22 protein-coding genes are annotated in these 19,622 nt (G+C 64.6%); 20 read left to right on the top strand and 2 right to left on the bottom strand.

All coding sequences use genetic code 11. The annotated features are described in order from the left end of the window. Positions 1-73 precede the first annotated feature (73 nt). The 9 genes from KUV49_RS21655 (at position 74) to tpiA (ending at position 7,664) form a co-directional block, all read left to right on the top strand. On the top strand, positions 74-1,747 hold the full coding sequence (locus KUV49_RS21655) for a mechanosensitive ion channel family protein (protein WP_222449975.1): 1,674 nt from the start codon (positions 74-76) through the stop codon (positions 1,745-1,747). A gap of 83 nt (positions 1,748-1,830) precedes the next feature. Beyond that, positions 1,831-2,721, top strand: a complete 891-nt coding sequence (locus KUV49_RS10920) for an SPFH domain-containing protein (protein WP_152492162.1) — start codon at positions 1,831-1,833, stop codon at positions 2,719-2,721. Further along, on the top strand, positions 2,718-2,990 hold the full coding sequence (locus KUV49_RS10915; protein WP_222449974.1) for an NfeD family protein: 273 nt from the start codon (positions 2,718-2,720) through the stop codon (positions 2,988-2,990). The genes KUV49_RS10920 and KUV49_RS10915 overlap by 4 nt, the downstream gene beginning before the upstream one ends. A gap of 113 nt (positions 2,991-3,103) precedes the next feature. Continuing rightward, entirely contained in the window at positions 3,104-4,510 is a 1,407-nt protein-coding gene (gene rimK, locus KUV49_RS10910; protein ID WP_152495789.1) for a 30S ribosomal protein S6--L-glutamate ligase, read from the top strand. A gap of 212 nt (positions 4,511-4,722) precedes the next feature. Beyond that, positions 4,723-5,085: an SUF system Fe-S cluster assembly protein gene (locus tag KUV49_RS10905; protein ID WP_222449973.1), complete on the top strand. Its 363-nt coding sequence runs from the start codon at positions 4,723-4,725 to the stop codon at positions 5,083-5,085. A gap of 50 nt (positions 5,086-5,135) precedes the next feature. Further along, complete coding sequence (locus tag KUV49_RS10900) at positions 5,136-5,753, top strand: MarR family transcriptional regulator (RefSeq protein ID WP_222449972.1); 618 nt, start codon at positions 5,136-5,138, stop codon at positions 5,751-5,753. Beyond that, positions 5,750-6,469 (top strand): DUF3307 domain-containing protein, encoded by a 720-nt coding sequence (locus KUV49_RS10895; RefSeq protein WP_222449971.1) that lies wholly within the window; start codon positions 5,750-5,752, stop codon positions 6,467-6,469. The genes KUV49_RS10900 and KUV49_RS10895 overlap by 4 nt, the downstream gene beginning before the upstream one ends. 32 nt (positions 6,470-6,501) lie before the next feature. Beyond that, entirely contained in the window at positions 6,502-6,852 is a 351-nt protein-coding gene (locus tag KUV49_RS10890; RefSeq protein ID WP_057794005.1) for a HesB/IscA family protein, read from the top strand. Positions 6,853-6,911: 59 nt separating this feature from the next. Continuing rightward, positions 6,912-7,664, top strand: a complete 753-nt coding sequence (gene tpiA / locus KUV49_RS10885; protein ID WP_222449970.1) for a triose-phosphate isomerase — start codon at positions 6,912-6,914, stop codon at positions 7,662-7,664. Between the two features lie 4 nt (positions 7,665-7,668). On the opposite strand, the gene KUV49_RS10880 is transcribed toward tpiA, so the two are convergent. Beyond that, complete coding sequence (locus KUV49_RS10880) at positions 7,669-8,130, bottom strand: Lrp/AsnC family transcriptional regulator (protein ID WP_057794009.1); 462 nt, start codon at positions 8,128-8,130, stop codon at positions 7,669-7,671. Positions 8,131-8,276: 146 nt separating this feature from the next. Here KUV49_RS10880 and cysG point away from each other — a divergent pair, with 146 nt between their 5' ends. The 6 genes from cysG to KUV49_RS10850 all read left to right on the top strand — a co-directional run bounded on the left by cysG (position 8,277) and on the right by KUV49_RS10850 (position 13,718). Beyond that, positions 8,277-9,671 carry a siroheme synthase CysG gene (gene cysG / locus KUV49_RS10875; RefSeq protein ID WP_222449969.1) on the top strand — a complete coding sequence of 465 codons (1,395 nt, stop codon included), beginning with the start codon at positions 8,277-8,279 and terminating at the stop codon, positions 9,669-9,671. Beyond that, a complete protein-coding gene (locus KUV49_RS10870; RefSeq protein ID WP_222449968.1) occupies positions 9,671-9,973 on the top strand; it encodes a DUF2849 domain-containing protein in 303 nt (100 codons plus the stop codon). The genes cysG and KUV49_RS10870 overlap by 1 nt, the downstream gene beginning before the upstream one ends. Then, entirely contained in the window at positions 9,973-11,640 is a 1,668-nt protein-coding gene (locus tag KUV49_RS10865; protein WP_222449967.1) for a nitrite/sulfite reductase, read from the top strand. The genes KUV49_RS10870 and KUV49_RS10865 overlap by 1 nt, the downstream gene beginning before the upstream one ends. Then, positions 11,627-12,373 (top strand): phosphoadenylyl-sulfate reductase, encoded by a 747-nt coding sequence (locus KUV49_RS10860; protein WP_222449966.1) that lies wholly within the window; start codon positions 11,627-11,629, stop codon positions 12,371-12,373. Before KUV49_RS10865 ends, KUV49_RS10860 begins: the two co-directional genes overlap by 14 nt. Then, positions 12,370-12,801 carry a DUF934 domain-containing protein gene (locus KUV49_RS10855; RefSeq protein ID WP_152492151.1) on the top strand — a complete coding sequence of 144 codons (432 nt, stop codon included), beginning with the start codon at positions 12,370-12,372 and terminating at the stop codon, positions 12,799-12,801. Before KUV49_RS10860 ends, KUV49_RS10855 begins: the two co-directional genes overlap by 4 nt. A gap of 71 nt (positions 12,802-12,872) precedes the next feature. After that, a complete protein-coding gene (locus KUV49_RS10850) occupies positions 12,873-13,718 on the top strand; it encodes a ferredoxin--NADP reductase (RefSeq protein ID WP_222449965.1) in 846 nt (281 codons plus the stop codon). Between the two features lie 74 nt (positions 13,719-13,792). Here the strand turns inward: KUV49_RS10850 and KUV49_RS10845 are convergent, their stop codons facing one another. Continuing rightward, a complete protein-coding gene (locus KUV49_RS10845; protein ID WP_222449964.1) occupies positions 13,793-14,635 on the bottom strand; it encodes a translation initiation factor 3 in 843 nt (280 codons plus the stop codon). A gap of 203 nt (positions 14,636-14,838) precedes the next feature. On the opposite strand from KUV49_RS10845, the gene infC reads away from it, so the two are divergent. The 5 genes from infC (at position 14,839) to KUV49_RS10820 (ending at position 19,618) form a co-directional block, all read left to right on the top strand. Next, positions 14,839-15,384, top strand: coding sequence for a translation initiation factor IF-3 (gene infC / locus KUV49_RS10840; protein WP_216647080.1), 546 nt, complete (start codon positions 14,839-14,841; stop codon positions 15,382-15,384). A gap of 197 nt (positions 15,385-15,581) precedes the next feature. Next, complete coding sequence (locus KUV49_RS10835; RefSeq protein ID WP_222449963.1) at positions 15,582-17,288, top strand: peptide ABC transporter substrate-binding protein; 1,707 nt, start codon at positions 15,582-15,584, stop codon at positions 17,286-17,288. 43 nt (positions 17,289-17,331) lie between these two features. Next, positions 17,332-18,339, top strand: coding sequence for an ABC transporter permease (locus tag KUV49_RS10830; protein ID WP_222449962.1), 1,008 nt, complete (start codon positions 17,332-17,334; stop codon positions 18,337-18,339). After that, positions 18,332-19,240, top strand: coding sequence for an ABC transporter permease (locus KUV49_RS10825; RefSeq protein ID WP_261391159.1), 909 nt, complete (start codon positions 18,332-18,334; stop codon positions 19,238-19,240). Before KUV49_RS10830 ends, KUV49_RS10825 begins: the two co-directional genes overlap by 8 nt. A 63-nt stretch (positions 19,241-19,303) precedes the next feature. After that, positions 19,304-19,618, top strand: coding sequence for a TraR/DksA family transcriptional regulator (locus KUV49_RS10820; protein WP_222449960.1), 315 nt, complete (start codon positions 19,304-19,306; stop codon positions 19,616-19,618). Positions 19,619-19,622 lie beyond the last annotated feature (4 nt).

The raw sequence follows: 19,622 nt of genomic DNA, 5'->3' as shown, positions 1-19,622 counted from the left end.
ACCGGGCCGCGCGGAAGAAAATGAACCAAACCGGCACGGACCGGGTTATGCTGGCACGAAAACGACGGGACACGTGACCAGACCTATGCATATTTTCGCCGCCTTGCTGCGCAGCCTCCTGGCGGCGCTCTTCGTCCTCGTGTCCGGCGCGGTCGCGTCACTCGCGCAGGAGCCTTATTTCGAGATCGACCTGCTGAATCCCGGCCTGCCCCAGCCGCCCGCATCCCTCGACCGCGACACGCCCCGCTCGACCGTGGAATCCCTCCTCGCCTACTTCGACAAGGAAGAGTACGGCGCCGCGGCCCACCTGCTGGACCTGGGCGATCTGCCGCTCGAGATGCAGGCCAACCGCGGCGCCGATCTCGCGCGGCAGCTGAAGATGATCATCGACCGGCAGGTCCTGATCCCCTGGACCGACCTGTCGGACCGTCCCGACGGCTGGCTCGACGGGGCCGAGGAAGACCCTGACGCCGGGCGCGTGCGCCGCTCGATCCTGCTCAACATGCTGGAGCTGGACAAACGGCCCGTGCCCCTGCGCCTCAACCGCGTGAAGCCCGCGAACGGCGATGCGGTCTGGCTCATCTCGCGGCAGAGCGTGCGCGACATCCCCGCGCTTTACGAGCGCTTCAGGCCGACCGAGCTTGAAATGGCGATGCCCTCCTGGGCGCGCGAACGCGGCCCGTTCGGGATGTATATCTGGGAATGGCTGGCACTGCCCGTCATCACCGTCGTCGCGTTCCTGCTGGGCTACATCGCCTATCGCCTCGTCGGCTGGCTGGGCCAGTTCTCCAGCCGCCGGATCGTGCAGGCCTGCGTCCGCGCCTTCCGCCTGCCCGCCACCATCATGGTGATTTCCGCCGTCATCGGCTTCACCACCAACCGCCTGCTGGTGGTCACCGGCCCGATCAGCGTCGTCGTCGGGCCCCTGGTCCTTCTGGGCTATGTCATCGGCTTCGCGCTTGCCGCCGTGCGCGTCGCCGACGAGATCTTCGACCGCGTCAGCCTCAACAGCCCCGAGGAACTCGCCAACCCGGGCAACGCGCATTATCGCAACATGGCCACCATGCTGTCGGGCTTTCGCAAGTTCGTCATCATCCTCGCCGTGATCGCCGGCGCCGCCACGCTGCTCAGCTCGGTGCAGGTCTTCAACTCCCTGGGCTACACCCTGCTGGCCGGGGCCGGTGCGGTCACCATCGTCCTGGGCTTCGCCGCCCGCGAGGTGCTGGGGAACCTCCTGGCCGCCGTGCAGATCGCGCTCAACCGCTCGGCCCGGATCGGCGACCAGATCATCTTCGAGGACCGCTTCTGCACCGTCGAGCGCATCCATTTCACCTATGTCCAGCTGGCGATCTGGACCGGCAACCGCTTCATCGTGCCGGTCAGCCACTTCGTCAAGCATCCCTTCGAGAACCTCTCCGCCGGCGACCGCGAGATGACCCGGCCGATCCGGCTGACCTTCGCCCAGACCGCCGATGTATCCGCCCTGCGCACGGCGTTCTTCCAGATCATGGACGAGATCGACGACGGCACGCTGGGCTCCAGGGACGACGCCGGCGTCTGGGTCGAGGATCAGGACATCTTCGGCAAGAAGGTCCTCTTCGCCCTGCCCACCCCCGACCAGTCCACCTTCTGGGATCTCGAAACCGCCTGCCGCGAACGCCTGCTGACCCGCGCCGCCGAGCTTGAAAAGGAAACCGGCAAGCCCTTCCTGCCGCAGGGCCCGGTGCAGGATTATCCCGGCGGCTGACCCCGCGCGCCCGACGGATCGAAGCCTTGCATTGGCGCGCGCGCTGGCCCTATTAAGCCGGGACCTTTCCAACGGGGATCCCGATGACCGAAGACCAGATTATCGACCTGCTCTCTTCCAACCTGTCCTACATCCTGCTCGCCCTGCTGCTGTTCCTCGTGATCTTCAAGGGCGTGAAGATCGTGCCGCAATCCGAACAGCACGTGGTCGAACGCTTCGGCCGCCTGCGCTCGGTGCTGGGGCCGGGGATCAACTTCATCGTGCCCTTCCTCGACAAGATCCGGCACCGCGTCTCGATCCTCGAACGCCAGCTGCCCAATGCCAGCCAGGACGCCATCACCCGCGACAACGTGCTGGTCGAGGTGGAAACCTCGGTCTTCTACCGCATCACCAACCCCGAAAAGACCGTCTACCGCATACGCGACGTCGACGCCGCCATCGCCACCACTGTCGCCGGGATCGTCCGGGCCGAGATCGGCAAGATGGATCTCGACGACGTGCAGGCCAACCGCTCGCAACTGATCGACACGATCAAGCAGCATGTCGAGGACGCCGTCGACAACTGGGGGATCGAGGTCACCCGCGCCGAGATCCTCGACGTCAACCTCGACCAGGCCACGCGCGAGGCGATGCTGCAGCAGCTCAACGCCGAACGCGCCCGCCGCGCCCAGGTGACCGAGGCCGAGGGCAAGAAACGCGCCGTCGAACTGGCCGCCGACGCCGATCTCTACGCCGCCGAGAAAACCGCCGAGGCCCGCCGCATCCAGGCCGACGCCGAGGCCTATGCCACCGGCGTCGTGGCCCGCGCCATCGCCGATAACGGGCTCGAGGCCGCGCAATACCAGGTCGCCCTGAAACAGGTCGAGGCGCTCAACGCCCTGGGCCAGGGGCCGTCGTCGCAGACCGTGATCGTGCCCGCCCACGCGGTCGAGGCCTTCGCCAACGCCTTCACCATGCTGAAGGGCAAGCCATGATCGACCTGCTGTCGCACTGGTGGGTCTGGCTCTGCGCCGCGCTGGCCATCGCCATCCTCGAACTGCTGATGCCGGGCTACATCTTCCTCGGTATCGCCGTCGGCGCCGCGGTCATGGCCCTGCTGGTGGCCCTGCTCGGGCCGTTCGCGGCCCCCACTCTCGTCGCCCTCTTCGCCGGTGTCTCACTGGTGGCGTGGCTGGCACTGCGCCGCCTCTTTCGTGCGCCCGACGACCAGACCCGCTACTTCGACGAGGACATCAACAAGTAGCGTCACGCGCCGCGCCCGTGCCCGTCATCCTACCGTAACCTTGTGCCGACATGGATTACGTGGTGAAACTTGCAGTTCCACCGTCGACCGATCCACAATCAAAAGGCCACCCCATGACAGCATCCGCCGACAGCCCCGAGATCCTGAACTTTGGCTGGGAAGAATGGATTTCCCTGCCCGGACTGGGCGTTCCGGCGTTGCGGGCCAAGGTCGACACCGGCGCGCGCACCTCGGCACTCCACGCCTTCGACATCGAAACCTTCGGGCCGTCCTCTAAACCCAAGGTCCGGTTCACCGTCCACCCGATCCCGGGCCGCGACGACCTGGTGATCCCCTGCTCGGCCCCCATCGTGGACCGGCGCGAGGTGGCGTCCTCGAACGGCGAGAAGGAACTGCGCTACGTCATCGAAAGCAAGCTCGAGGTCTCGGGCCAGTCCTGGCCGATCGAGATCACGCTCACCAACCGCTCCACCATGAACAGCCGGATGCTCCTGGGCCGCACCGCGCTCAAGGACCACATCTCGATCGTCGCCACCGACCGCTTCCTTCAGCCAGAGCTCAACTACGACGTCTACCACACCAAGAAGATGCGCGAGGCCCAGCCCAACCGCTCCTTGCGCATCGCGGTGCTCTCGCGCGAAGACAACTACTCCACCCGCCGGCTCGTCGAGGAAGGCGAAAAGCGCGGCCACTCCGTCGAGGTCATCAACACCACCCGCTGCTACATGGCGATCAACACGCTGGCCCCCGAGGTGCATTACGACGGCAAGCGACTGCCCCGCTACGATGCCGTGATCCCGCGCATCGGCGCCTCGATCACCTCCTACGGTGCCGCCGTGGTGCGCCAGTTCGAAACCATCGGCACCTACTGCGTGAACCCCTCCGCCGGCATCTCCTCCAGCCGCGACAAGCTCTACGCGCATCAGCTCATGGCCCGCGCCAAGGTCGGGATGCCCAACACCGCCTTCGCCGCCTCGCCGCAGGACACCGGCAACCTCATCGGCCTCGTCGGCACCGCGCCGCTGATCGTCAAGCTGCTGGAATCGACCCAGGGCAAGGGCGTCGTGCTGGCCGAAACCAAGAAGGCCGCCGAGAGCGTGATCGACGCCTTCCGCGGCCTCAAGGCCAACTTCCTCGTGCAGGATTTCGTCAAGGAGGCCGCGGGCGAGGACATCCGCTGTCTCGTGATCGGCGGCAAGGTCGTGGCCTCGATGAAACGCACCGGGGCCGAGGGCGATTTCCGCTCCAACCTGCACCGCGGCGGCTCTGCCAAATCCGTGCGCATCACCAAGACCGAGCGCGAGACGGCCCTGCGCGCCGCCCGCGCCTTCGGCCTGGGGCTCGCCGGCGTCGACCTTCTGCGCGCCGAGGCCGGACCCAAGGTGCTCGAAGTCAACTCCTCGCCCGGCATGGAGGGGATCGAGAATTCGACCGGCAAGAACATCGTCGGGATGCTCTACGACGATATCGAGGCCCGCGTGCGCCCCGAACCCGTGCGGCGGCGACGCACCAGCAAGTGACCCCGCGGAACGCAACGTCACCCGGCGCGCGTTAACCCTTTCGCGCCGCGCGGTGCTGCGCCGCGGCGGTGCACGCCCGGTGCACGCGGGGTGCACGCATGTCACCCCCGCCCGATCCGGCCGAAATCGGGGCGTTAATCCACCGCCCCCCCTCTGGACGCGGCGCTCTCATATCCTTATATATTCAGTCGGATAACGGCACAGGACGTGACATGACCCAACAGCCAGAACCCCTCGAAGGCGCGCCGCTGATTGCGCCCTCCAGCACGGATCACCCGCTTTACGACCAGGTCGTCGAAGCGTGCCGCTCGGTCTATGACCCTGAAATCCCTGTGAATATCTATGACCTCGGCCTGATCTACACGATCGACATCACCCCCCAGAACGAGGTCAGCGTCATCATGACCCTGACCGCGCCGGGCTGCCCCGTCGCCGGCGAAATGCCCGGCTGGGTCGCCGAGGCGATCGAGCCGTTAGCCGGTGTTAAACAGGTTGATGTTGATCTGACCTGGGAGCCGCCCTGGGGCATGGACATGATGAGCGACGAGGCAAGGCTCGAACTCGGGTTCATGTAAGGCAAGCAAAAAAGCTTGCATTCCGCAAAAGCAAGTAATATTACTTGCATATGATCTGGACCGTCTTCACCGGCGATATCGTCGACTCCTCCGCCCTTTCGGCGGACCGCCTGGACGATGTCATGGCCTGCCTCGACCGGCTGTCAGATGACATTTCCGCCTGGGGCCAAGGCACCACGGTTGCCTTCGGACGGCGCGGCGGAGACGGCTGGCAACTGGCGGTCAATGCGGCTGAATACACCCTCAGATCAACGCTTTACCTGCAATCCAGCCTGATGGCGCTGGATCCTGCAGTGCAAACACGCATCGCCGTGGCGACCGGCGAAGGCACCCTCTCCGACGGACCTGACGCCAACCCCAACAGCGCCCACGGCCCCGCGTTCAGCGCTTCGGGCCGCCTGCTGGAAACGCTCTCGGGCAACACCCTCCTGGCCCACGCCGCCGGTGGCCCGCTCGACGCCACCTTCCGGCTTGCCGACCATATCGCGCAGGGCTGGACCCAGGCCCAGGCCCGCGCCGTGGCCGCGATGCTGCCCCCCGGAACCGGGCCGCGCCGCGTCGCCGCCGACCGCCTCGGCATCTCCCGCCAGGCCATTGACCAGGCCCTGCACGCGGCCGGCTACCCGGCCCTGCACGATGCCCTGACACTGCTGGAGACGTCGGAATGATCGAAACCCTGACCGCCCTCCTCTTCGCTCATGTCCTGGCCGATTTCGTCCTGCAAACCGACTGGATCCACCGCCACAAGCGCCATTTCGGCGTCATGCTTCTGCACGGAGCGCTGGTTCTGGTGGCCTCCATGGCCGCGCTGGGCCACGTGGACGCGTTGCCGGTCCTGGCGCTCGCCGTCCTGCACCTCGCCATCGACTGCGCCAAAACCTACGGCAATTTCAAGGGCCTGACGGCGTTTCTCGCCGATCAGGCCCTGCACCTTCTGGTGATTGTCGCCGTCGCGTTCCACGCCCCCACGCTCTGGGCCACCGGCGCCTGGGCCGACATGCCCACCCTGTTGCCGCTGATGGCGCTTCTCTCCGGCCTGATCGCGACCCTGGTCGCCGGACAATACGCCGTGGGCCTCTTGATGCGCTCGCATGGCACGCTGATCCAGCAACGCGGCCTGCGCAATGGCGGCCGCCAGATCGGGCTGATCGAGCGCGGGCTGATCTTCTTTTTCGTCATGGCAAATCAACCGCTTGCCGTGGGCTTTTTGATCACGGCCAAGTCCATCCTGCGCTTCGGCACCGCCGCGCGGGATCAGAAAACGGCCGAATACGTGATCATCGGCACGCTGGCCTCCTTTGCATGGGCGTTCCTGGTGGCCGAGGCCACCCGCGCCTTGATGGAATTGCTGCCGCCGCTTGAGATTGCCGGGTGGCTTGCTTAGATTGAGGGCAACGCAGCGAGAAAGGCAGCACCATGTTCGGAATTCCAGGCAAGCAGGCGGTCACCATGACCCCCAAAGCGGCGTCGATGATTGCCCGCCTGATGGACAAGGACGGCCACCAGGGCCTGCGCATCGGCGTCAAGAAAGGCGGCTGCGCGGGCATGGAATACACCATGGACTACGTGACCGAGGTCGACCCCAACGACGAGGTGGTCGAGCAGGACGGCGCCCGCGTCATGATCGCGCCCATGGCGCAGATGTTCCTGTTCGGGACCGAGATCGACTACCAGACCTCGCTTCTGGAATCGGGCTTCGTCTTCAACAATCCCAACGTCACCGAGGCATGCGGCTGCGGCGAGTCGATCAAGTTCGAAGGCATGTAGCCGTTGCCCCGCCCGGCCCGAGCCGCTACCACTCCGGTCAATTAACCCGGAGGTAAGGAATGGCGCGTAAGCTGGCGGCTGGTAACTGGAAGATGAACGGCACGCGCGGTGCCTTGCAGGAATTGTCCGCTCTCGCACAGGCGCATCCAAATCCGTCCGTGGACATTCTTATCTGTCCACCCGCCACGCTGATACATCCGGCTGCGGCGCTTATGGCGGACGCGTCCGTTCAGATCGGCGGACAGGATTGTCACGCGCAGGTCAGTGGCGCCCATACCGGCGATGTCTCTGCCCAGATGCTGGCCGACGCCGGCGCGACCAGCGTCATTCTCGGCCATTCCGAACGGCGCGTAGACCACGGCGAAAGCAGTGACGCCGTCAACGCCAAGATCCGCGCGGCCCACGCCGCCGGGCTGGTCGCCATCGTCTGCGTGGGCGAGTCGCTGGCGCAGCGCGAGGCGGCCAGCACGCTCGAAATCATCGGCGGCCAGCTCGCCACGTCCCTGCCCGATGGCTGCACCGCGGCCAATACGGTGATCGCCTACGAGCCGATCTGGGCCATCGGCACCGGCAGGATTCCCACCACCGACCAGATCGACGAGGTTCATGATTTCATCCGCGCCGACATGATCCGCCGCTTCGGCGCAGAGGACGGCGGTGCGATCCCCCTGCTCTACGGCGGATCGGTGAAGCCCGACAACGCCGCCGAGATTTTCGCCACCGACAATGTGGACGGCGCCCTCGTCGGCGGCGCAAGCCTGAATGCCGCTGATTTCTCGCCCATTATCAAGGCGTTGGAGCAATCGACCTGATCGTCTAGACCGGCAACATCGTCGTCGACTTGATCTCTTCCATCGACAACAGCGCCGTCACGTTGTGCACTTTCACCTCTGAAATCAGCGCCTGGTAGAAGGTGTCGTAGGCCCGCGCGTTGCTGACCACGACCTTCAGGATATAGTCGATATCACCCGCCAGCCGGTGCGCCTCCATCACCTCGGGCCGGGTTCTCAGCGCATTCAGAAACCTGTCCTGCCATTCCTTGTCGTGCTCGGACGTGCGGATCAGGACGAAGAAACAGGCCTCCAGTCCCAGGGCTTCGGGATCCAGCAAAAAGGTCTGCTGGCGGATCACCCCGCCTTCCCGCATCTTGCGAATCCGGTTCCACACCGGCGTCTTTGAACTGCCCACGGATTTGGCGATATCGTCCAGCGACTGCCCCCCGTCCTTTTGCAGTTCCAAGAGGATTTTCCGATCCAGTTCGTCAAGGCGAACACTCATTCCACAATTTCCCTTTTCCCGGAACACGCCCTGTCCGCTGAAAGCATTTTGGAACGCATGTCCTTATTCGCGCCGACCAGTGGCGCAATACCGGGAATATTTTCTATATTTAGAGGCAAGTCAATCGCAGCCGGAGGCCAGCCCCCGTGAAACATTTTCCCATCTTCGTCGCGCTCGAGGGCCGTCGCGTCGTGCTGTCCGGAGGCGGCGACGCGGCCCTGGCCAAGCTGCGCCTGCTGCTGAAGACCGAAGCGCAGCTGACGGTGTTCGCCCCGTCTCCCGCGCAAGAGATCGAAGACTGGCACGCCGCCGGCAAGCTGCGCCTCGTGCGTCGCGCGATGGAGCCGGGCGACACGACCTGCGCGGTGCTGTTCTACGCCGCGGACGAGGACGAGGCCGAGGATGCCCGCACCTCCGCCATCGCCCGCGCCGAGGGCGCGCTGGTGAATATCGTCGACAACCTGCAGGACAGCGCCTTCATCACGCCCGCGATCGTGGATCGTGACCCGGTGACCGTCGCCATCGGCACCGAGGGCGCGGCCCCGGTTCTGGCACGTGCGATCAAGGCCGATCTGGAAGAGCGCCTGCCCGCCACGCTGGGCACCCTCGCGCGGATCGGCAAGGCGTTCCGCAAGGCGGTCGAGGTTCTGCCCATGGGCCGCAAACGCCGCGACTTCTGGTCGGAGTACTACTTCGGCACCGGCCCGCGTGCGATGGATGAAGGCGGCGAAGACGCCGTCAACAAAGCCCTGCCCGCCCTCCTGGACACACATGTGAAGGCTGAAGAGCGCCAGGGTCACGTGGCCTTCGTCGGCGCCGGCCCCGGTGATCCGGAACTGCTGACGCTCAAGGCCCGCAAGGCGCTCGACGCCGCCGACGTGGTGATCCACGACCGGCTTGTCACGCCCGAAATCCTTGAACTTGCCCGCCGCGAAGCAACGCTGATCGACGCCGGCAAGACCGGCTTTGGCCCTTCGATGTCGCAGGAAGAGATCAACGCGCTGATCGTCGAACACGCCGCCACCGGCGCGCAGGTGGTGCGCCTGAAAGGTGGCGATCCGACCGTCTTCGGCCGCCTCGACGAAGAAATCGACGCGGTCGATGCCGCCGGGATCGGCTGGCACATCGTGCCCGGGATCACCGCCGCCTCCGCCGGTGTGGCCGCCATCGGCCAAAGCCTGACCAAGCGCCAGCGCAACGCCGCGGTGCGTTTCGTCACCGGCCATGACATGAAAGGCTATGCCGAGCAGGACTGGGCCACGCTGGCCCAACCCGGCGAGGTGGCCGCGATCTACATGGGCAAGAAATCCAGCCGCTTTGTCCAGGGCCGCCTGCTGATGCACGGCGCCGACCGCGCCACACCTGTGAGCATCGTCGAGAACGCCTCGCGCCCGGAACAGCGCATCGTCGCCACCACCGTGGCCCGCATGGCGCAGGACCTGGACGCCGCCGATCTCGACGGCCCCGCCCTCACCTTCATCGGCCTGGCGCCGCGTGCCGCCGAGGCAAGTCTTTCCCTCTCGACCCAGGAGTTCGCCTGATGCCCAGAGAATTCACGCCCAAGGTCGTCACCGCCAATGCGCTGCTCGAAGGCGACGTCGTTTACCAGACCGCCGATGACCGCTGGACACGGCACCTGTCCGAGGCCGAGCTGATCAGCGACGAAGCCCTCGCCAATCTGCGGCTGGCGCAGGCCGAGGGTCAGCCGGAGCTGGTCGTCGGCGCTTATCTGGCCGATGCCAAGCCCTCTGACAACGGCCCCCAACCGACGCATTTCCGCGAGGAATTCCGCCGGACCGGGCCGTCCAACTACCACCATGGCAAGCAAGCCGAGGTAAACTGATGTATTCCTATTCCGAATTCGACGCGGCCTTCGTGGCCGAGCGCAACCGCCAGTTCCGGGCCCAGGTCGAGCGCCGCATCGCCGGCAACCTCACCGAGGACGAGTTCAAGCCGCTGCGCCTGATGAATGGCCTCTACCTGCAATTGCACGCCTACATGCTGCGCGTGGCCATCCCCTATGGCACGATCAACTCGCGCCAGATGCGCCAGCTGGCCCATATCGCCGAGACCTGGGACAAGGGCTATGGCCATTTCACCACGCGCCAGAACATCCAGTTCAACTGGCCGGAACTGCGCGACGTGCCCGAGATTCTCGACGCCCTGGCCGATGTCGAGATGCACGCCATCCAGACCTCCGGGAACACCATCCGCAACGTGACCGCCGACCATTTCGCCGGCGCCGCCGAGGACGAGATCGCCGATCCGCGCCCGGTGGCGGAACTCTTGCGGCAGTGGTCCACTGACCATCCCGAATTCCAGTTCCTGCCGCGCAAATTCAAGATCGCCGTGACCGGCAGCCCGAACGACCGTGCGGTTATCAAGGCGCATGATATCGGCATCCAGATCGTCGAGCGTGACGGCGAGATCGGCTACCGCGTTCTCGTCGGCGGCGGCCTCGGCCGGACGCCGATGATCGGCAAGGTGCTGTCCGATTTCGTCAGCCAGGAAGACCTGCTGCCCTATATCGAGGCCACGGTCAGCGTCTGGAACCTGCTGGGCCGGCGCGACAACAAGTACAAGTCGCGCATCAAGATCACCGTGCACGAGCACGGCATCGACGACATCCGCGCTCGGGTGGAAGAGCGGTTCGAGCTCATTCGCCCCACGTTCAGCGGCATCGACGTGGCGCTTTTCGACGAGATCAAGGCAGCCTTTGCCCCGCCCGTCTTCCGGCAGGACGGCACCGAGGTGTTCGAGACCACGTACAAGACCGACCCGATCTTCCGGTCCTGGGCGGACACGAACCTCGTCGCACACAAGGCGCCGGGATATTCAATCGTCCAGATCAGCCTCAAGGCCCATGGCGCCACGCCCGGTGACGCCACGGCGGACCAGATGCGGGTGATGGCCGACCTTGCAGAGTTCTACGGCCATGACGAGTTGCGCATCAGCCACGAGCAGAACGTGATCCTGCCGCATGTGCACAAGTCCAACCTGCCCACGCTGCACGCCATTCTGAAAAAGCACGGGCTGGCCACGGCGAATATCGGCCTGATCTCGGATATCATCGCCTGCCCCGGCATGGATTACTGCGCGCTGGCCACGGCGCGGTCCATTCCGATCGCCCAGCAGATCGCGACCCGCTTCGACGAGTTGAAGCTGGAGCATGATATCGGCGAGCTGAAGATCAAGATCTCTGGCTGCATCAACGCCTGCGGCCATCACCACGTGGGCCATATCGGCATCCTCGGGCTCGATCGCGCAGGCGTCGAGAACTACCAGATCACGCTGGGTGGCGACCACACCGAGACCGCGACTATCGGCGACCGTACCGGACCGGGCTTCTCGGCCGACGAGATCATTCCGGCCGTCGAACGCATCGTCGAGACCTATCTCGACCAGCGGCAGGACCGGGACGAGACGTTCCTGCAATTCTACCGCCGTGTCGGCATGGCGCCGTTCAAGACCGCCCTCTACGAACAGGACAAGGCCTATGCTGCAGAGTAAGATCGACACCAGCCTGCCGACCCGGGTCTCGGGTCTGAACGAGTGGTATCGCCTGAACTCCGCCACCGCCGTGCTGCGCCATGCGCTGGCCAGCCCCGAGGCGGGCAAGCTGGCGCTCGTGTCCAGCTTCGGCGCGGAATCCGTGGTGCTTCTGCACATGATTTCGGTGCTGAAACGCGACACGCCGGTGATCTTTCTCGACACCGAGATGCTGTTTGCCGAAACGCTGGTCTACCAGCAGGAACTGGCCGAACGCCTTGGTCTGAAGGACCTGCGCATCATCCGTCCCGACACCGACGCGGTGGCCCGGCAGGACCCCGACGGCACCCTGCACCAATCCGACACCGACGCCTGCTGCACCCTGCGCAAGACGGTGCCTCTGCAATACGCGTTGCAAGGCTTCGACGGCTGGATCACCGGGCGCAAACGCTATCACGGTGGTGACCGGGCGGCGCTCGATTTCTTCGAGACCGAAGAATCCACGGGCCGGATGAAGGTCAACCCGCTGGCGCATTGGACGCGCGACGACGTGCAGACCTACATGGAAGAAAACCGCCTGCCCCGGCATCCGCTGGTGGCGCAGGGCTATCCTTCCATCGGGTGCAAACCCTGCACCAGTCGCGTGGCCGCCGGCGAAGACGCCCGCGCGGGCCGCTGGCGCGGCTCCGACAAATCCGAATGCGGCATTCATTTCGTCAACGGAAAACCCGTCAGAACAGGAGAAACGGCATGAGCGTTATCGTGACCGATCAAGGCTTTACAAGCGACGACTGGGATGGCCCCATCGCCGCGCTGAACGACGCGCATCCTGGCTGTGCCATCGATCTTGCGTCCAGCAACGACCCCAATGAGCTGGCCGGGCGGATATCTGACATCCCGATGATCCGCGTCGACTTTCCCAGCTTTTCCGACGGGCGCGGCTTCACCATCGCGCGGCAACTCCGGCTGATGGGCTTCAAGGGGCGCCTGCGGGCGCGCGGCCATGTCATCGCCGACCAGTACGCGATGGCCCGCCGGGCCGGTTTCGACGAGGTGGAAATCTCGGACGACCTGGCCCAACGGCAGCCCGAGGACCAATGGCTGTTCCGGGCGGATTGGCAAGCGCATGACTACCAGGCGCGCCTCCGCGGCGCAGAGCGCGGCAGGATTCCCGCGGAATAACCCCTGTCATCTGACCTGAATCAAAGTATACGAGGAGGCGCCCGGGCTAAGACCCCGGGCGATTATTGCTGATGAACGAGACCGTGACCGTGACCGAAGCGAAACCCGTCAAAGTCCCCACCCTGCCCGATGCCCAGACCGTGACGGCGGTCAAGCACTGGACCGACAGGCTGTTTTCCTTCCGCACCACCCGGCCCGCCAGCCTGCGTTTCCGCTCGGGCGAGTTCGTGATGATCGGGCTGATGCAGAAAGACGAGAAGACCGGCAAGGAAAAGCCCCTGCTGCGGGCCTATTCCATCGCCTCGCCGTCCTGGGACGACGAGCTGGAATTCTACTCGATCAAGGTGCAGGACGGCCCCCTGACCAGCCGCCTGCAGCATATCCAGCCGGGCGACGAGATCATCCTGCGGCCCAAGCCCGTGGGCACGCTGGTGCATGACGCCCTCTTGCCCGGCAAGCGCCTGTGGCTTTTTGCAACGGGCACAGGCTTTGCGCCTTTCGCCTCGCTGCTGCGCGACCCGCAGACCTACACCGACTATGACGAGGTGATCATCACCCATACCTGCCGCGAGGTGGGTGAGCTGACCTATGGCAAGGAACTGATCGACGGCATCCGCAGCGACGAGATGCTGGCCGAACTGATCGGCGAAGGCTTTCACGAGAAGCTGCGCTATTACCCCACCACCACGCGAGAGGAGAGCCCGAAGATGGGCCGCATCACAGACTTGATGCGCAAGGGCGAAGTCTTCGAAGACCTCGGGGTGGAGCCTCTTACCCCCGAGATCGACCGCGCGATGGTCTGTGGCAACCTGGCGTTCAACCTCGAGATCAAGGAAATGCTGGAAGAATACGGCCTGCGCGAGGGTGCCAACTCCGATCCGAAGGAATACGTGGTCGAAAAAGCCTTTCTCGACTGAACCTCGTAGCCGAGTCACGAAAAAACCCGCGCTGATCGCAGCGCGGGTTTTCTTGTTTCAGCAGCCTGATGCGATCAGATGTTGAGCGCTTCACGCACCGCGTCCAGCGCGCTGTCCAACATTTCGGGATTGTCCCGCGCGGCTTCCAGGCTGGATTTCAGCCCTGTCTTCTGCACCGGGCCAAGGTCCGAATTGTCGATGTAGTCCGCAACCTTGTCGTAATCGAACCCCTCGGGCGTCAGCAACTGCTCGATGGAGGTCTCGGTTGCATCCCCGGCTTCGGTCGCGGCATCTTCAGTAGCGCTCGCGGCGTCTTCCGCCGCGTTTTCGGTTGCAACTGCGGCGTCGCTCGTCGCATCCGCGGCCTCGTCAGCCGCATCCTCGGCGGCCTCTTCCGTCGCATCAGCCGCGTCGCTTGCAGTGTCGGCGGCGGCATCCGCGGCGTCCGAGGCGGCTTGCGTGGTTTCTTCGGCGACTTCCTCGGCTGTCTGCTCGGTCGCATCCGCGGCATCGGCGGCGGCTTCTGCGGCATCACCCGCAGCTTCACTGGCCGTGTTAGCGGCATCCGACGCGGTGTCCTCGGCGAAATTGGCCGCATCGTCGCCGGCCTCGACCGCGTCTTGCGCCGCTTCATCGGCGGCGTCCCCGGCAGCATCGACAGCATCTTCTGCGGCCGCCGCGGCATCTTCGGCGGCCTCCTCGGTCGCCTCGGCAGCCTCGTCGAGCGCCTGGCCGGTTTCCTCGACGGCATTCTCGACCGCTTCACCGGCGGCATCGCCGGCACTTTCCAGCTCCTCGGGTGTCGACACGGTCTCGGAGACCTCTTCCACGACCTCCTGCGGAGACTTGCCGGTGAACAGCATGTAGCCGCCGGCAAGAATGACCAGGGCGACGATCAGCCACAAAATGTTTCTCATTGGTATTCCCCTCAACTGGCAGGTATCTAGAGACAGTCACAGCCTGCCTTAACGTTGTTGCGAGATGAAGCGTAAAATCGGCGTGCGCAAGGGGAAATTACCCTCGCTTGGGGCACTGACAGCCCATTTTGCCGCTTGAAACACCCCTTGGCCGCAGTTACCTTGCGACCTCAAACTTGTTGAACGATCGAAGGACAAAAACCATAGCCCGCAGACCACACAACGCGCCCCCGACGCGCGACACCGGCCCCCGCATCAACGATAAAATCCGCGTTCCGGAAATCCGCCTGATCGGCGCGGATGGCGAAAACGTTGGCGTCGTGACGCCAGAACGGGCCATGGGCATGGCGGAAGAGGCCGGTCTGGACCTCGTGGAAATCTCGCCGAACGCCAATCCGCCGGTCTGCAAGATCATGGATTACGGCAAGTACAAGTACGAACAGCAGAAGCGTGAGTCCGAGGCGCGCAAGAAGCAGAAGGTCATCGAGGTGAAGGAGGTGAAGTTCCGCCCCAACACCGATACGCACGACTACGACGTCAAGATGCGCAACGTCTTCCGCTTTCTGGAAAACGGCGACAAGGTCAAGATCACGCTGCGCTTCCGTGGCCGCGAAATGGCGCACCAGGACCTGGGCCGCGACCTGTTGCAACGCGTGGCCGAGGACATCAAGGAAATCGGCAAGGTCGAGAACATGCCGAAGATGGAAGGCCGCCAGATGATCATGATCATCGCGCCGGGCGCCAGGTAGATCCCATAATTTACGCAGACAGGTTTTGTCGCGTCTTCGGTCTGCCCCGACCGGGCTGACCGCTTGATTTTCCGCCGGGCAAATGGTCAGATGCCGTCGTCATATGCCCGGACCCCATCACTCACACGACCCAGGGGTTCACGACAGGCCATTGTCGGCGTCGTGGGAGGTGGCACGAACCAAAAGGGGACACGGGGATGCAGTGGGGACAGCTGACCGCGGCGGTGATGCTTGCATGTAGCGTCGCGCAGGTCTGCGCCGCGGAACGGGCAAGCGACGGACAGGTCAACGTGATCTTCTGGCAGGCCCCTTCGATCATGAACCCCTATCTGACAGGCGGCATCAAGGACATCGAGTCCGCGAGCCTGGTCCTCGAGCCGCTGGCGCGCTACGACGAGACGGGCACGATGGTGCCGTGGCTGGTGGACGAGATCCCGACGCTGGAAAACGGCGGCGTCAGCGAGGACATGAAATCCGTCACCTGGACCCTGACCGACGGGCTGCTTTGGTCCGACGGTACGCCCGTCACCTCCAGCGATGTCCGTTTCACCTGGACATACTGCACCGCCGAGGGTGGCGGTTGCGCGCATGCCGACAAGTTCGCGGGGATCACAGGCATAGATACGCCGGATGACCGGACGGTCGTCATACGCTTCGACGAGGCAAAGCCGTTTCCCTACGACGCGTTCGTGGGATCCTCGGCCCCGATCCTTCAGGCACGGCAATTCGCCGATTGCCTTGGCGACCGTGCGCCGACCTGCACAGACGCCAATTTCTATCCCATAGGCACCGGCCCGTTCGTGTTGGACGAGTTTCGGGCGGGGGACATCGTCAAGATGTCCGCCAACCCGAATTTCCGGGAGCCCGAGAAGCCCGCCTTCGCCAGCTTGCTGATCAAGGGCGGCGGCACCGCCGAAAATGCGGGCCGGGCCGTGCTGGAAACCGCGGATTACGATTACGCCTGGAACCTGCAACTGCCGCCCGAGGTGCTGGACGGGATGCAGGCGGCGGGCAAGGGCAGCATCGTTTCGGCGTTCGGGACGCTGGTGGAACGTGTCGTTCTCAACCTGACCGATCCCTCGGCCGCGCTTGGGGACGAGCGTTCGACCCGGGCGCATGACCACCCGTTTCTGACCGATGTCGCCGTGCGCCAGGCCCTGAGCCTGGCTATCGACCGGGCGATCCTTGTCGAAATCGGCTATGGCGAGGCGGGTGCGATGACCTGCAACGTCCTGCCCGCGCCGGAAATCTATGCCTCCGACGCCAACGAGGCCTGCAAGACCCAGGACATCGCAGGTGCGAAATCGCTGCTGGACGCGGCCGGCTGGACCGACAGTGATGGCGATGGCATCCGCGACAAGGACGGGATCGACCTGCGCATTCTTTTTCAAACCTCCACCAACGCGGTCCGCCAGACCTTTCAGGCGGCGATCAAGAGCTGGTGGTCAGAGATCGGAGTCGAAACCGAGCTGCGCAGCATCGACGGGAACGTCTTTTTCGGAAGCGATCCAAACAGTCCGGACACTTACCAGAAGTTCTTTGCCGACGTGCAGATGTACGCCCAGATGTTCGATGGTACCGATCCCGAGGCGTATATGGCCAGTTGGACATGTGACCGCATTCCGACACCGGAAAACCAGTGGCAGGGCACCAACATGCCGCGCTATTGCAACGAGGCATACGACGCGCTGGTGCAAGAGTTTCGCGAAACCGCGGGCCTGGAGGCCCGTGCCGAACTGGCGCGGGCGCTCAACGACATGCTGATGCAGGATTTCGCGATTCTGCCGCTGGTGCATCGCGGGCGGGTTTCGGCCCATGTAGACAGCCTGGGTGGTATCGTCATGAACACCTGGGACAGCGAATTGTGGAACGCGGCGGACTGGTACCGCAAGTCGGCGGAGTGATCCCGAAAAGGACACGATGGGGGCCGCCAATGGACATGGCTGAATGCTGACATTCGCTTTGCGCCGATTGCTGCTTTCGTTACCGGCCCTGATCCTGATCGCGTTGATCATCTTTCTGTTGCTGGAACTCGCGCCGGGCGATCCCATGGGCAACCTGCCCCAAACGATTTCGCCCGAGGTGAAGGCCCGGATGCGCGAGGCGCTCGGCCTTGGCGAGCCGGTGCATGTGCGGTTCTGGAAGTGGATGGTGCAATTTTTCTGGATCGAGCCGCTGGTGCTGTTGGATAGCGTGTTCGGAACATCCCTCGCCGACGGAAAGCTGCGTGTCCTGAGCTGGCAGAGCCGTGCACCCGTCATGGCCGAGATCGCCCGCGCCCTGCCCCAGACCCTCTGGGTCGTCGGCACGGCCTATGTGGTCGGCATTCTCGTGGCGTTGCCGATCGGGATCTACTCGGCCTACCGGCAATACTCGGTCTTCGACAACGCCGGCACCTTCGTAACGATGCTGGGCTATTCCCTGCCACCGTTCCTGACCGGCCCCTTGGTCATCTATGTCTTCGCGGTTCAACTCGACCTGCTGCCCTTCATCTACGAGACGACGCATAGCGTGAGGGATTGGGACAGCTTCATCTATCAGGTCCGGCAGATGGTATTGCCAGTGCTGGTCTTGTCGGTGCAGACCACGGCACAGATCAGCCGCTACCTGCGCTCTGCCATGCTGGACAATCTCGGCCAGGATTACGTGCGCACGGCGCGGGCCAAGGGGCTTGCAGAGTGGGCAGTGGTGATGGTGCACGTCCTGCGCAATTCGATGATCCCGGTGGTCACCGTCATCGCACTGGGCGCCCCGGCGGTGTTCGGTGGGGCCATCATCACCGAGCAGGTGTTCGCGATAAACGGCATCGGCGCGCAGCTGATCGGGGCGATCAAGGCCAACGATCTGCCCATGGTTCAGACGCTGACATTCCTGTTCGCTGTCCTGATCGTTCTCGCCAACCTGGTTGCGGACCTGCTCTATGGTCTGCTTGATCCGAGGATCCGCTATGACTGACCGCGCGCCCGCGAAAACCGGCCTCTGGCGCGACATCCGGCGCCAGTTCCTGCGCCACAAGGGCGCCGTCTTCGGCGCATATCTTTTTGCCGGTATCGTGCTGGCCGTACTGCTTGGCCCGGCCCTGTGGAGCATCGCGCCCGATGCGCTGGATTTCTCCGCCCGCAACGCGGCGCCCAGCCTGGCGCATCCCTTCGGCACCGATCAGCTGGGCCGTGACGTGCTGGCACAGGTGCTGGTGGGGGGACGCATCTCGCTGGCGGTCGGGGTGGCGGCCATGGTCCTGTCGGTGGGGCTGGGCACGCTGGTGGGTGTGTCCGCCGGGTTCTTTCCCCGGCTTGACGGCCCGTTGATGCGGCTGACGGACCTGTTTCTGTCCCTGCCCCTTCTGCCGTTGCTGCTGGTCATCGTGATGCTGTTCCGCGAAGCGCTGAGTGCCGCGGTGGGGACGGAGATGGGAATTTTCCTGCTGGTCGTCACGGCGATCGGACTGACCAGCTGGATGCCCGTGGCACGGATCGTGCGGGCCGACGTGCTGAGCGTGCGGGAGCGCGAATTCATCCTGGCGGCCCGCGCCTCGGGCACCACGCGCTTTCGCCAGATCACCCGGCATGTGCTGCCGAACGTCCTGTCGCCGGTGGTGGTTTCGGCCACGCTCGGGATTGCCAACGCGATCATAACCGAAAGCGCCTTGAGCTTTCTGAGCCTGGGTTTTCCATCCGACTTTCCCACCTGGGGGCGACTTCTGAGCGATGGCGTGGTCTATCTGGCAGAATTCCCCTGGCGCGTGTTCTGGCCGGGTCTGATGATCTCGCTTACCGTTCTCAGCGTGAACTTCATGGGCGACGGGCTGCGCGATGCGCTCGACCCCAAGCTGCGCGCCCGAACCGCGCGGCTTTGATCGGGATCAAGGCGGCACGGGCTTGGCGCATGCGAATATGGAGCCCGCGAAAGGGAGGCCACCATGACGCACGAAGCCCGGAAAAACGCGTTGCTAAAACGCCGCGAAACGCTGACCGCGCATCTGAGCACCGTCGAACGCACGTTGGACGAGACACCGCCCAAGGACTGGGAAGACCGCGCCTCGGAGCGGCAGGGCGACGAGGTGCTCGAGGCGCTGGGTTTGGCGGAACTGGAAGAGGTCCGCCGGATCGATGCCGCGCTGGAGCGGATCAGGGCGGGTACCTATGGTGTCTGCAGTGCCTGCGGGGAGAGCATCCCGGAGGCCCGGCTGAAGTTCCTGCCGGACACACCGTTCTGCGCCCACTGCGCGGCCTGACCGA

This window comes from Roseovarius atlanticus (assembly GCF_019802205.1).
GTDB classification, from domain to species: Bacteria; Pseudomonadota; Alphaproteobacteria; order Rhodobacterales; family Rhodobacteraceae; genus Roseovarius; species Roseovarius atlanticus_A.
The sequence above is the reverse complement of the archived record's forward strand: the minus strand, read 5'-3'. Positions and strand labels throughout refer to the sequence as shown.